At 38.3% G+C, this 14,966-nt stretch carries 5 protein-coding genes; all 5 read right to left on the reverse strand.

Annotated features, from left to right (window positions below; genetic code table 11):
* Positions 1–53 precede the first annotated feature (53 nt).
* Complete coding sequence (locus SOP96_RS01630; protein ID WP_326319490.1) at positions 54–2,021, reverse strand: T9SS type A sorting domain-containing protein; 1,968 nt, start codon at positions 2,019–2,021, stop codon at positions 54–56.
* Between the two features lie 324 nt (positions 2,022–2,345).
* A complete protein-coding gene (locus SOP96_RS01635) occupies positions 2,346–6,590 on the reverse strand; it encodes a fibronectin type III domain-containing protein (RefSeq protein ID WP_326319491.1) in 4,245 nt (1,414 codons plus the stop codon).
* Between the two features lie 288 nt (positions 6,591–6,878).
* The gene (locus SOP96_RS01640) at positions 6,879–9,554 is read right to left on the reverse strand and encodes a GEVED domain-containing protein (RefSeq protein WP_326319492.1); all 2,676 of its coding nucleotides are present in this window, start codon (positions 9,552–9,554) and stop codon (positions 6,879–6,881) included.
* 288 nt (positions 9,555–9,842) lie between these two features.
* Positions 9,843–12,581 carry a fibronectin type III domain-containing protein gene (locus SOP96_RS01645; RefSeq protein ID WP_326319493.1) on the reverse strand — a complete coding sequence of 913 codons (2,739 nt, stop codon included), beginning with the start codon at positions 12,579–12,581 and terminating at the stop codon, positions 9,843–9,845.
* A gap of 286 nt (positions 12,582–12,867) precedes the next feature.
* Positions 12,868–14,966: Ig-like domain-containing protein (locus SOP96_RS01650; RefSeq protein ID WP_326319494.1), on the reverse strand; the 2,099-nt coding region annotated here is incomplete at its 5' end.

A 14,966-nucleotide genomic window follows, 5' to 3' on the forward strand; every position in this document is an offset into this window, starting at 1 on the left:
TTAAATAAAAAAAGGCGATCTGTGAGATCGCCTTTAATTGTACCATTTTGTTGTTATTTTTTTATTGTCTTGATCGTTTGTTTAGAACCATCTTTCATGACAAGTGTTAACAAATACAATCCTTGCTTTAGTTCTCCCAAATGAACTGAAGTTGCGGGGTTATCAATTACTCTCAACTGTCTTCCTGAAATATCTGAAACAACAATTGATTTCACATTGGCTGCATCTGTGATATTTACCACATCAGTAAAAGGATTAGGATATAGTTTGATATTTTTCTTTTCTGCCTTTACATCGGAAGTTCCCAGCACACCTTTGGTAATGTCTATCGTGAAAGCTTCTTCCGGATAATCAAAAGAATCGCTGTAATGCCCAACATTTACGTAATAAGTATTTCCTGAAAGTGTAGGTATAGAAATTGTTTCAGTGCCTCCTGCATAGCCAGAGTCTTCTGTATCCTCACATGATAAAGCAGAGCAGGTTCCGCTAAATACACCGATTTGAGGATCAAAACTGCTTCCAGCAGGCATAGTAACCGTAATATTAAAAGTATCTCCATCTCCTACAAAGGTAAACCATGTACCATCATTCATACCATCAGTACAAGCAGTAATGTTACCGGCATTGTTTGTATCCACTTCTGCATCATTCTGAGTGAAGGTATATGGGAATGTGGCTGCAACAAGAGCTCCACTACAATCATCATTAGCAGGAGTTGATGGTAATGTTCCTACACAGATATCGAAACTCTGATTGCTTCCTGGGCCATAATAGCTATATACTCTTACCCAATATGTTTCTCCCACTGTAAGACCTGTAACAATACCTGAAGCAGGATCTGAACAGAAGATGCTGGACAATGCTCCACATCCACCACTGAATACCTGGAAATACGTATCGTCACTTGTTGAAGTTCCTACCGATTGAATATTTAAAAGAGATATTTTATGGTTTGTAGCAGTTGCTACGAATTTAAACCATACATCATCATCAGGGTTTCCATAGCATGGATCAGGTACCAACCCTGAATCTGTAGCACCAATAGTATAACCCGCAGTTACAGTACTACAATTGAGATCAGGATTTACCGGTAGAGTAATGGCAGTAGCACATTCATCATTAGCAGGCGGCGGCGGTGCTGTTGTAAACATTATTTCGGAGCAACCTGAAGATTCTCCTCCTGTCCCTACAGCCACAACTTTTAAATAAAGCGTTGTATTGGGAGCAAGTGGTGCTGCCGGTGTAAAGCTGTTGGTAGTTACAGCCACCTGGTTGGCTACATCAGTTCCACCGGAAGTTGTACCGAGAGATACTTTATATCCTGTAGCTCCGGGAGGGTTACCCCAAGTAAATGTTGGAGTTAAAGGAATAAAAGTTGAGTTATTTGAAGGATAAGAAACTAATGGGCACCCTGGAATCGGATTAGGAACAAGCCCTTCAAAAGTGGTAACGGATTTATAATTTTTCAAATCTCCGGTTGCAGGTGGAGAAGCAGGATCGGGATCGTTGTAATCATCTTTATAGTTCAGGGTAGAATTTGCGGCTCCCGGATAAACATACATTACTTCATCAAAATCATTGCTGTCATAACCTGATGAGTTTTCTTCAGCTGCAACAACAAGGTTAGCAACATTATCATAAGGGAAAGGAGCCGAGAAAGTAATTTCAATAACACCATTATTATTGGTAACTGTTCCCGAAAAAACCTGCGTCATCTGAGAAAGGGGAATCCAGTCTGAATCTGATGCAAATGTTGTTTTGGAAGTTTGTCCCAAATATACCACCCATTGTGATGAGCTCGCAATAGACATCGCAGGATCCAGATAAAACTTTAATCCTGTAATGTTTCCTGCTGCGCTGGCATTGATTTCCTGTTTTGTGAAAATCTGCTGTGTGTAAGAATAGCCGTAATATGTACTGATGGGGGCAGTACCGACATTTGTACTTCCTGCACCCAAAGTTATTTGTGCATGAAGCATCATACTTAAAAGCATTAAGCATGAGAGTAGAAATTTTGTCATAAATTTATTTTTGCTGATTATAACACGAATTTATGAATAATGTTATTATTTCAATACTTTTACTACCACTTTTTTTTAAAAAAAATAACAATAAATATAATACGAAGAATATATACTAAAAATATACCCTGAATTTAATTTAAAAATTATCATAAAAGGTTATTAATACTGATTAAAATCTATTTCAAAATTAACTTTTATTACCATTTTAACAATCCTAATAATCTTGTTCTTTTCATAATTATTAGAAAAAATTCGACCTATCTACAGAAATAAAAATAGCGACTAAAATAGCCGCTACTTTTTATAAGGTTAAAATAATATTTATTTTTTAATTGTTTTAATAGTTTGCTTAGAACCATCTATCATTTCTAAAGTTACTAAATACAATCCTTGTTTCAATTCTCCCAAATGAAGTTCTTTACCTGGATTTGCAATAGTTTTCACCAATCTTCCTGCAATATCTGTTACCAAAACATTTTTCACGTTAGAAGCATCAGAGATGTTTAACACTTCAGTGAATGGGTTTGGATATACTTTTATATTGTTTTTAGTAGTAATTTCCGAAGTAGACAATGTTGACATTGGTTCAACCACAAAATTATCAATATAGAAATTATAATCCTGAGCATCATCTATTGTCCCATCATTTCCATAGAAAGCAAAAATCGTATTAGCACCCATGTAACCTGTCAAATCCAAAGAATACGCATTTGTTGTATTGGAAGGACCGTTAGCGTTGTTCCAAGTTTGCAAAACAGTCCAGGTTGCTCCTCCGTCTTGAGATACTACGAACTGAACAATATCGTCAGAACCCATTGCGGAAGATGTAGTACCTGAAAAAGTTGTAACCCCATAATCAAATTTTACTCTATAGCCTCCTGCGGAAAGATTCATAGCTGGCATTCTCAGCCATCCGGCTCTGTTTACAGAATATAAATTCATTCTTATAGCTCCCGTAGTACCATTATTCAAAAACCCATCAGCAACCCAGTATGCTGTTGTTCCTGTTGGTGCAGTTCCGGTAGGAGAACCACCTGAAACAATTGAAGTACATGATCCTGCACCTGAAGCGAAGTCATTAGTGTAGGTAGGTACCGCAACTGGACAAGCTGTCGTAAAGTTTCTTACTGTACATGATGCTGAAGTAATACCACCGTTATAAGCATTTAAAGTATAATAGTAAATTGTAGAATTATTAAGTGCTGTAGCGAAAGTATATGATGTTACATTTCCCAGATCAACATTATCCAAAACATCTATTCCTCCGGAAGTAGTTCCTACAGATAACCGGTAACCTGTTGCTCCCGTTACAGCCGTCCATGTGATTGTTGGCATTGTTGAAACATCTGCAGCTCCTGTAGCCGGAGCCGTAACGGCAGGACAGAAGGTTTTGGTGGTAAACGAAACAACAGAGGTCCAAACACTTTGATCTGAAACACTACAATTAGATCTCACCCATACGTAATACGTTGTGGAAGGATTTAATCCCGTCAAAGTTACACTTGTAGAAGTGGTTGTCGTAGAAGGTGTAGTTGCAGCAATTGGAGGAGTATTAGTCGTACTATAATAGATATCATATCCATTTGCTGGTGCAGTCGTTGGTGCAGTCCAGGTAACATCTGCAGACAGCGGGTTTATATTTGTAGCCGGAACAGTAATAGCCGATGGTTCTGAACACGTCGGTGTCAAATCAATATTAATATCATCTACGTATAAGTTAAATTGATTACTTGCAGAATATGCATTAAATCCAAAATAATAAACACCTGAAGCGGACGGAGTAAAGTCTACATAGTTACTTATTGACGTTGCAGTATTAATATTCGGATGATCAGCTAGGGCATTTGTCATACCTGCACTGCTAGCAGAGCCACCATAAGCAACTTTTAATTTTTCAATATAAGTTGTACTATTATTACCATATCGGTACTTAATCCTATAAGAAACACCTGCCGTTAAGTTAATTCCCTGAGTATAAAACCAAGCGTTCGCTGCATTACTGAAATTATATACATAAGTTAAAGTTTTACTGGTAAAGCCATTAGCAGCTGGAGAACTTGTAGTCCAGTTATTACCTGTACCTGCATTTTCCAATGACGTACAAGATGGAATGGCAGGTGTTGTTACGCTTTCAAAATCCTGAGTATAAGGAACACTGGTAGCAACACACGCAGTAGTAAAGTTTCTTACTGTACATGATGCTGAAGTAATACCACCGTTATAAGCATTTAAAGTATAATAGTAAATTGTAGAATTATTAAGTGCTGTAGCGAAAGTATATGATGTTACATTTCCCAGATCAACATTATTTAAAACATCTGTTCCTCCGGAAGTAGTTCCTACAGATAACCGGTAACCTGTTGCTCCCGTTACAGCCGTCCATGTGATTGTTGGCATTGTTGAAACACCTGTAGCTCCTGTAGCCGGAGCCGTAACAGCAGGACAGAAGGTTTTGGTGGTAAATGAAACAGATATCCAAACACTTTGATCTGAAACACTACAATTAGATCTCACCCATACGTAATACGTTGTGGAAGGATTTAATCCCGTTAAAGTTACACTTGTAGAAGTGGTTGTTGTAGAAGGTGTAGTTGTAGCAATTGGAGGAGTATTAGTCGTACTATAGTAGATATCATATCCATTTGCTGGTGCAGTCGTTGGTGCAGTCCAGGTAATATCTGCAGACAGAGGGTTTATATTTGCTGCCGGAACGGTGACGGCTGAAGGCTCTAGACATGAAGGTATTAATTCATAAATAACATCATCAATTAAAATACTATTTGCAGGACTTCCCGTATGCCTAAATGCTAAAGTTGTAACCCCAGCTGGTGCTGTTATATTATTTAATACAAAATTATCAGCAACGGTTGTACTTGTTGTGGTAAATGAACCTAAAGATGTAAATGTAGATTGGTTTGTAGGATTAGTAAGATAACCTACCTGAACAACACCACCCACGGTGAAATTTGCTCTGGCCTTGAATCTTAATCTATACAGACCAGATTGGAGTGTACTCACAGGCTGCATTGCCACCATAGCAATATCACTTGTAGTACTAGAATAAATATAAAGAACATTTGGAGAAGAACCAAAAGTACCTGCTTGGGTATTAACAGTACCAGTAGTTCCAACCTTTGCCCAACAAGTTGGTAAAGCAGGTGTTGTAAGTGTATCAAAATTCTGAATAAAATCTGTGGATTGAGCGCATGAAGAAATCATTACAGAATTAGAATTTGCTGACAATGCAGAATTCGAGCAAGTTACCACACATCTATAATACATCATAGCACCGGCAAATGCAACAGGCGTATAAACAGAAGTAGTTGCACCTGTACCTCCAGTAACATTAACCCAGTTTGAATTATCAGAAGATTCCTGCCATTGGAAGGTAAGTCCTGATACTCCCGCACTAAATCCTGATAGCATTAATACAGCAGGCACTTGACCATTAACCAAAGTTTGGGAAGCAGGTGTTACAGTACCCGCCGTAGGAGTACCTGTACAAGGCACTGGTGGCGTCCATGTGAAAGTTAGCCCGCTCGCAGGAACTATTTCTCCTCCCGTAGCAGCCGCCCCCTGAAAGGCAATTGTAGAATTATTGGCTGTACCTGGCGCAGATGCAGACCATGCGGTTGCTCCTGTCCCCAAACGATTATTAAAATCTGCATTGGAAGCCCCTTTTAAACCAACCTGCACGGTTGAAGATGTTGTAACCTGGGTAGAAGCCGTGTTATTATAAACCGTTTCAACAATGTTTGTCCCCTCATATAACTTAATCTGGAAGTTTAAAACATCTCCCACACCGGCCCACCTTTGGACATTTTTCCACTGGACAGTAAGAACCCTTGACCCCGGAGCTCCAGTAGTAACATATGAAATATTATCAGGATCAACAAAAAAAGCAGTGGCGGATGTTGAACTTGATGTTGCGTTAGCTGATATCGTAATATTATTACCTGACACTGCTGTTACTGTTGTTCCAGCAGGAATACCTGATCCTACAATCCGCATCCCTACTAAAACACTTCCAGCCATTGCAGTACTTGTTCCTGTAAGCGTAAATGTGGGAGATCCTGATGTACGTGTTGCACTTGCAGCCCTGAGCCCACCTGCTAAATCTCCACCAAATGCCGAAATGATATTATCCGTTCCAGTTGTAGTTGTTGATATAGGAGTACTGTATGCTGATGCGGTTGTTGTTCCGGTTGTAGATCCTAGTTTAATATATCCGTCAGTACCTATGAAAAAGCCATCATAAGTAACTCCACGATAATTAAAATTAAAACCAATCGGAAATGCATTGTAACTTCCTGAAGTTGTTGTACCGTTGATTCCACCTGAACTATTGTGAAAAATTTGACCATCAAAACCGGACGTAGCGGTAGATAGCAAAACCATATTAGTTCCTCCAGAAATAGGGTTATAAATTCCGTTAGACTGAGAAAAACTATAACTTGAGACTGTTTGGGCTTGTAAACCCACAAAAGAAACCAATAGAAGACATGATAACACATAGTGCATACCATATTTCCTCAATTTGTTCCTAACATAAGAAATTTTTTTCATACTTAGTTAAATTAAAAGTTAGATTATAAAAATATAAATTAATTAATTATTAACAATAAATATATTAAACTTTACAATAATTATGTTTAAAAATTAAATAAATTACAATAAATATAAACAAACATTTGATTTTTAATAATTTTTCACAAAAAAATGAATTTTATAACCATTTAATTATCAATTATTTAAAAAATATTATTTAACATAAATAAATTCAAAATTTTTAATTTAACATAAAAAAATAAACGGCTACATTGAGCCGCTTATCCTTTCTATAGCGTTAAAAAACTATTTTTTAATCGCTTTTATTGTCTGTTTTGATCCGTCTTTCATTTCCAAAGTCACAAAGTATACACCTTGTTTTAATTCGTCTAAATGAAGTTCTTTATCAGGATTTGCAATAGTTTTCACTAATCTTCCTGCTGCATCTGTTACTAGAACATTTTTAACAAGAGCTGCATCAGAGATATTCAATTCTTCAGAGAATGGATTAGGATAAACATTGATATTATTTTTAGCATCTTTCACCTCATTTGTTGCCAGTACAAGCGATGCATCATAAGCAGAAATCTGGAATTCCCCACTTGTTGTTGAGGAATAATTCCAAACACCAATCAACAATGTAGATCCCGGGGTTAAACCTGTAAGAGATACAAGAGAGAAATTTCCATCAGTAGAGCTGTCATCATCACACCCAATTTGTGTAAGAGCTCCACTGGCACCAGTATATACGCCCAAAACAGTATCTGTAACAGTAGAACCACTAACAGAGCGAGTCTCTACGGTAATATTTCCACTAGCAGGAACAGTCACAGAATACCATACATCATTATGTCCGATGATTTGGCAAGAATGCGTAGCTGTTGCATCAGAAGTCGTAGTAGCACCTGTATTAGTTGCAGTCACAGCATTCTGCATGAAACTACCGCCAGGTGTTAAAGCAATTGCTGCAGAAGCATCATCATTGGCTGGCGGAGGCGGTGGTGTTCCTACACAAATATTAAATGTATCTGCATATGCAGACCCTGCATTAGAGTTATATATCCTTATGTAATATGTTTGTCCTGCTGTTAAGCCTGTTACAGTAGTTGTATTCGAAGTATTACATTTAATACTAGTTAACGCTCCACAGGAACCGCTAAATATTTGAGTATATAAACTTGTAGAATAAGATGTTCCTACAGAAACTATATTTGAAAGCATAATAGTATGATAAGCTCCTGTTGCGACAAAAGAATACCAAACATCATCATCTGCTATTCCAGTACATGGAGATACAGCTATTCCTGAGTCGGCTGCAGAGAGTGTTGTTCCCGATGTCGGCGTAGCACAATTGAGGTCAGGATTCACGGTTAAAGATACAGCATCAGCGCAATTATCATTTGCTGGCGGTGGTGCCATTGTTGTGAATGCATAAGGACCTGCCCATGTGCTTGTTCCGTTAGCCGTACAGTCTGCTCTTACGTAGAATTCATAATTGGTGGAAGGCATTAAACCGGAAACGGAGATTCCTGTATTTGTAGTTACCCCTGGATTACCAGGAATACCCGTTGGCGCACCGGAACCCGCAGTAGTTAGATGAACATCCCATACCGTTTCCGCACATCCTTTATTCCATGAAAGTGTTGCACCGGAAGACGTAACAGAAGAAGCTATCCCAGCAGACGGTGCAGGACAAGCCGCAGCCGCAGTTACCGTAACATCATAATCTTCTGCTTCTCCATAACCGTAACTGTTACACGGATCAATAGAACTACCTGTAGTACTCCAAACATCTCTTACCCTCATCCTATGCGTTCCTAATGGAGGATTACACGCCAAAGTAATAGGGAAAGTTGCAGTCCCATTCGCAGCAATAGATGTTGTTGTGTAACCTACTCTTTCAGAAGTTTCAAATACTCCGTTGTCATTATAATCTATCCAAACCGCTACATTCTGACTGCCAAATGTTCCTACCGTAATAGTGACATTATATGTTCCACCGGCTTGTAACTGGCCGGTATAGTTGGGCTGTCCGGTAAAATAGGTATAAGCCGGGTTTACCGGGTCCGTTCCCGAATTATTGGCAAGCGTAGTTCCTGATATCACCACATTGGAAATCAAATCTCCATCTGTTTTGCCTGTAGTATATGTGGGCGTACAATACAACACACTATTGTCTGTGGTAAATAATTGCTCCATACATCCAACCGCATCTCCCGCTGCATTTTTAGGAACGATTTTCCAATAATACGTCGTATTACCATTTAATAATCCCGGATTGTACATTGTACCGGTCTGATTTGCCACCATTGGAGCTGAAGCACTTGTTCCCAGATACACATCATAACTAATAGCAGAAGATGAAGGCTCCCAGCTTAAAGTAGTATTTTTTGGTAAATTAGTTGCCGCATTTGCGGGAATAAGACCTGTAGCACAATTTGGGGGTATTGTTGCTGTCTGAATGATGCTTACATCATCAATTGTTAGATACCAGTCGCCACTTCCTACATTATTTCCGGTAATTCTGAATTTAAAATTGGCACCGGCAAGCACTGTTCCCGCAGGAATGCTGGCTGTGAAACTGGTACAGGAATTAACCGCTGAGGTAAAATCGATCTGAGAACCAAGCATTGTATAAGTTGTTCCGCCATCGGTGGAATATTCGGCTTTCATATTCCCGGTTACTACAGGAGTTGATGTACTGTAGGGTTTTGCCGAATAATTGAAGCTTATTGCAATAGCTTGTCCATTTGACGCTGTGCTGGAATATTCTACATTCCCTGTAGATGCAAAAGAATAAAGATTTTTACTTGCAGCCGCCGTCCCAGTACACGGATAACCGGATACAGAATTTCTGTAAAACCCATTATTCACCCAACCGGAAGGAGGGAAAGTAGTTGATTCGAAACCTTCGAGTACCGTAATTTGCGCTTTGATTCCCAAAGTCAGGAACATAAGACACATTAATAAAAATTTTCTCATTCGTTATTAATTTAAGTTAATTCATAAAAATATAAATTATTTAAACTAAACATTAAAATAATACATTTAATAGTGATATTTTAATTTAAAATAAATAAAAATCACAATAAAAACAAACAATCATTTAATTTTTAATAATATAAATTAATTAATTTATAAAATTTAACATCTGATTATCAATAAATTACAAAAACAAATTTAACATAATTAAATCTCAACCTTTGCATTTAACATAAAAAAATTAAGCGGCCTTTTATAGCCGCTTATTATTCTCATGTGATTAAAAAGTTATTTTTTAATCACTTTTATTGTTTGTTTAGATCCATCTTTCATTTCTAAAGTCACCAAATACATTCCCTGCTTAAGCTCTCCTAAATGAAGTTCTTTTCCAGGATTTGCAATAGTTTTTACTAATCTTCCTGAGAAATCTGTTACCAAAACGTTTTTCACGTTGGAAACATCAGATATATTCAGTACTTCAGCGAACGGATTCGGATAAAGTTTAACTCCGTCTTTTGTACTACCTTTCACTTCATTCGCTGCTAAAGAGCTGTTTATCTGATAACTAACATCATCAATAAGAACACTGTTTGCAGGAACTCCCTTATGTCTTAGCACAAGATTATTTACACCTGCAGGAACTCCTGTGATATCAAGAGAATAATTATCAATCGTTGTTGTGCTGCTTGCTGTATAAGATCCTAACATTACAAAAGTAGAGGTATCGGAAGGGTTTGTTAAGTATCCAACTTCAACCACTCCGCCAGCAGTAAAATTAGCTCTTCCTTTGAACTTAAGCGTATAGTTACCCGATTGTAAATTAGTAACAGCAGGTAAAGAAACCATACCTATACCATTTGAAGTACCATCGTTATAGATATATAATGCATTAGGGGCGCTCATTGCCGAACTAGCATATGCTCTCGCGTAAGTAGTGTTGGTTCCAATACTATTCCAACATACAGGTAGACTATCGACTGTAGTAGTATCAAAGTTTTCGCTTATTGCTGTAGCCGCTACACATACTGTGGTAAACATCGCCATTGTAGACCAAGCACTTTTATCTCCTGAAGAGCAATTAGATCTCACCCATACGTAATAAGTAGTTGCAGGAGAAAGACTTCCTAAAGGCTGAGAAAGACCTGTAATGCCTGTAATACTAGGAGTTGTTGCTGCAGTAGGAGCTGTGTTGGCTGTACTGTAATAAATTTCATATCCGTTTGCCGGTGCATTTGACGGTGCAATCCATGCAATATTAGCAGATGACGTCGTGATAGCTGACGGCGTAACAATACCTGGCTCAGAACAACTAGGAATTGGCTCTATAATAAAATTATCTGTGAAGAACTCATAATCCTGAGTATCATCCACCGAACCATCAGTACCAAAAAATGCAAATTTTGTATTATTTCCTGTGTAAGATGTGAGGTTTAGAATATATGTATTTAATGTATTTGAAGGTATATTAGCATTATTCCACGTCTGCAATACCGTCCACGTTATACCTCCATCTGTTGAAACTACAAATTGTATCATATCATCTGACCCCATAGAAGTAACCGGAGTTACCGCACTATAATTCGTTACCCCGAAATCAAATTTAACACGGTAACCACCTGCAGAGAGGTCAAATGTTGGTGAAATCATCCATCCGTTTCGGTTATTATAATACAGGTTAATCTTAGCTGCACCTGTTGTACCTGAATTTAAGAACCCGTCTGCAATCCAGTAATTTGTAGTACCTGTTCCCGGACCTGTAGCCGGTGTTCCGCCATTAGCTAATGTCCAGCAAGTTCCGGGGAAGCTGGCAAAGTTGTTGGTATAATTTGGCGTAAAAGTACCACAAACTGTTGAAAAATTCCTTACGGTACATGATGATGAAGTTGCAGCTCCGTTATAAGAATTTACCGTATAGTAATAAGTTGTTGAGGTATTTAATGGTGAACCAATTGTATATGTTGTTACATTTCCTACATCAACATTATTTAAAATATCTGTTCCTCCTGAAGTGGTTCCCATAGAAATTCTGTATCCGGCAGCGCCTGTGGTAGCAGTCCAGGTAATGGTAGGTGTTACAGAAAGACCCACTGCTGCTGATGCTGGTGCTGTAACAGCCGGACAGGAAATATTAGCGGTTGTAAAAGTCCTTTCAGAACAGGCCGCAGAAGGAATTGCGCCGTTGTAAGAGCTCACCGTATAATAATATTGTGTATTAAACTGCAAAGAAGACGCAAGGGTGTATGTGGTCACATTGCCAAGATCAACATTATTGATGACATCAGTTCCTCCTGATGTAGTTCCCACAGAAAGTCTGTATCCGGTGGCTCCATTCACTGCATTCCAAGTAATCGTAGGCAATACAGAAACTCCCGTTGCAGCAGCCGTTGGTGCGGTAACTGCAGGACATAAAGGAACAGGATTAGGAGTAAGACCTAACAATGTCACCACAGACTGGGTAGCAGATCTTGTACCTGTTTGTGTAATCGATGCAGGGTTTGGGTTCGTTGTATCACTTCTGTAATACAATGTTTTATTGGTTCCGCTGGTATACGTATAGAAAAGTTCACTTCCGTTATCACTGGATTTATTTTCATCAATTGCAATCACAAGGTTGTTTACGTTATCATAAGCAAAAGGTGATGAAAGCGTAATTTCTACAATACCCGCATTATTGGTTACGGTACCGCTGTAAACCTGTGTCATTGAACTTGTAGGAATCCAGTCAGTTGTCGATGAAAAAGATGCTTTTGTAGTTTGTCCCAAATAAACAACAACATCATTTGAGTTGGTAAGGCTGGCGGTAGCACCTAAATAAAATCGTAATCCTGTGATATTTCCCGCTCCGGCAGCATTGATATCGGTTTTAAGTAAAATCTGCTGCGCATAACTGTACCCATAATAAGTACTCCACGGAACCGTGGCTACCGAACCGGAGACACCACCCGATGTCGTTCCAGATCCCAAGGTTATCTGAGCCGAAAGTAATGTACCCAGAAATAAAAGGTACGTAAGTAAATGTTTTTTCATACTTAGTCAATTAAAATTAGATGGTAAAAATATTAATTTAATTATATATTATCAAATATTATTATAAAATTTTTAATAAAATCCATATTATGTCATAAATATTTTCAATAAAATTAAACATTTACTTAATTTTTTATATTTTATCCCAAAATGTTGAAATACTCATTAAACTGATAATTAATAACATAACAATCCTTATTGAAGGAAATCAATCTCTACCTCGCCATTTTTTCAGACAAAAAAAATAGCGGCAAATATGCCGCTATTCAATTTATGGTGATAAATACTATTTTTTAATTGATTTTATTGTTTTTTGCGTTCCATCTTTTAAAAACAATGTAATCATATACATTCCTGATTGCAGATCTGATAAATCAACACTCGCTCCTGGCTTGTCAACCGTTTTTACCAGCCTTCCGGAAAGATCTGTAACGCTAAGTGATTTTATATTTTCTATATCAGAAATATTCAAGACATCACTAAAAGGGTTCGGATACACTTTAATATTATCTTTTACATCTGAAGTTTCCGAAGTTCCCAGGCAACCAGAATCTACATTCACAGTAACCGGTTGTCTTGCACTTTCGCAATCAGCAGTTATCTGCCAATCATAAAAATAATAGTATGAAGTACTGGTTGCATTACCTGAACAGCAGTTACCATTAGTTATGGTCATAGCTCCAGGAATTGATAACGGATAAGATCCCCAACCTGATCCTGATTCTCTAACTAAGCTACTAACCCCTCCAGTTCTGCTTAACATCATTAATTTATAATTAGTTCCAGGTGTAACAGAAAAGTTTAACGGAACGAATGTTTTTACATAAGGAGCTGTGGTACCCGTAAGATTTACCGTAACCGTTTGTAATGTAACAGCAGGAGAAACATTTCCGTCCTGTAAAGCAATCACAACGGTTCCGGCACCTGTGCCAATCGGATAAACATACACTCCGTTAATTGTGAGACTTACAGCAGCATCAAAAAACAATCCTGCTTCTAATGTATATCCAGATGTAGATATTGCATTCACAAGCCCTACGTTTGTTGGATTTATGACTGATTTTGCTGAAGCATAATAGGTAGTATTTGCTGAAATCACAGGTGTCATATACGAATTACCTGTACTCAATACATTTCCACCGGTAGCAGCATCATACCATGTAACAATAGCACCAGAATCCGCCGTAGCCGATATTGTCGCCGAGCCGGAAGCCCCGCAAATAGTAGCTCCATTTACACTTAGAATAGAAGGTGGCTGGCATAATGTTGTAAATGAAGACGCTAATGACCAAACGCTCTTATCTGATGCATTACATACAGACCTCACCCATACATAATAAGTAGTTACAGGAGCAAGCCCACTTAAAGACGCCATTGTCGTAACACTTGTGCCGGATGGAGTTGTACCTGCATCAGGAGCAGTACTGCTCGTAGAATAATAATACTCATATCCGTTAGCCGGAATTGTAACCGACGCTGTCCAGTTTATTGTAGCGCCCGAGCCTGTAATACCGGAAGCCGTAACAGCTGTAGGCTCAATACATGAAGGTATTAATTCATAAATAACATCATCAATTAAAATACTATTTGCAGGACTACCCGTATGCCTAAATGTTAAGGTTGTAACACCAGCTGGTGCTGTTATATTATTTAATACAAAATTATCAGCAACGGTTGTACTTGTTGCGGTAAATGAGCCTAAAGATGTAAATGTAGATTGGTTTGCAGGATCAGTAAGATAACCTACCTCAACGACTCCGCCAACTGTCGAATTCGCTCTCACTTTAAATCTTAACCTGTATAATCCGGATTGCAGGGTGCTTACCGGCTGCATTGCCACCATTGCAATATTGCTTGTACTACTAGAATAAATATACAGAACATTTGGAGAAGAACCAAAAGTACCTGCTTGGGTATTAACAGTACCAGTAGTTCCTACTTTTGCCCAACAAGTTGGTAAAGCAGGTGTTGTAAGTGTATCAAAATTCTGAATAAAATCTGTGGATTGAGCGCATGGAGAAATCATTACAGAATTAGAATTTGCTGATAATGCAGAATTCGAGCAAGTTACCACACATCTATAATACATCATAGCACCGGCAAATGCAACAGGCGTATAAACAGAAGTAGTTGCACCTGTACCTCCAGTAACATTAACCCAGTTTGAATTATCAGAAGATTCCTGCCATTGGAAGGTAAGTCCCGATACTCCCGCACTAAATCCTGATAGCATTAATRCAGCAGGCACTTGACCATTAACCAAAGTTTGGGAAACAGGTGTTACAGTACCCGCCGTAGGAGTACCTGTACAAGGCACTGGTGGCGTCCATGTGAAAGTTAGCCCGCTCGCAGGAACTATTTCTCCTCCCGAAGCAGCCGCCCCCT

The sequence above is a fragment of the Chryseobacterium salviniae genome (genome assembly GCF_035819015.1).
Taxonomy (GTDB): Bacteria; Bacteroidota; Bacteroidia; order Flavobacteriales; family Weeksellaceae; genus Chryseobacterium; species Chryseobacterium salviniae.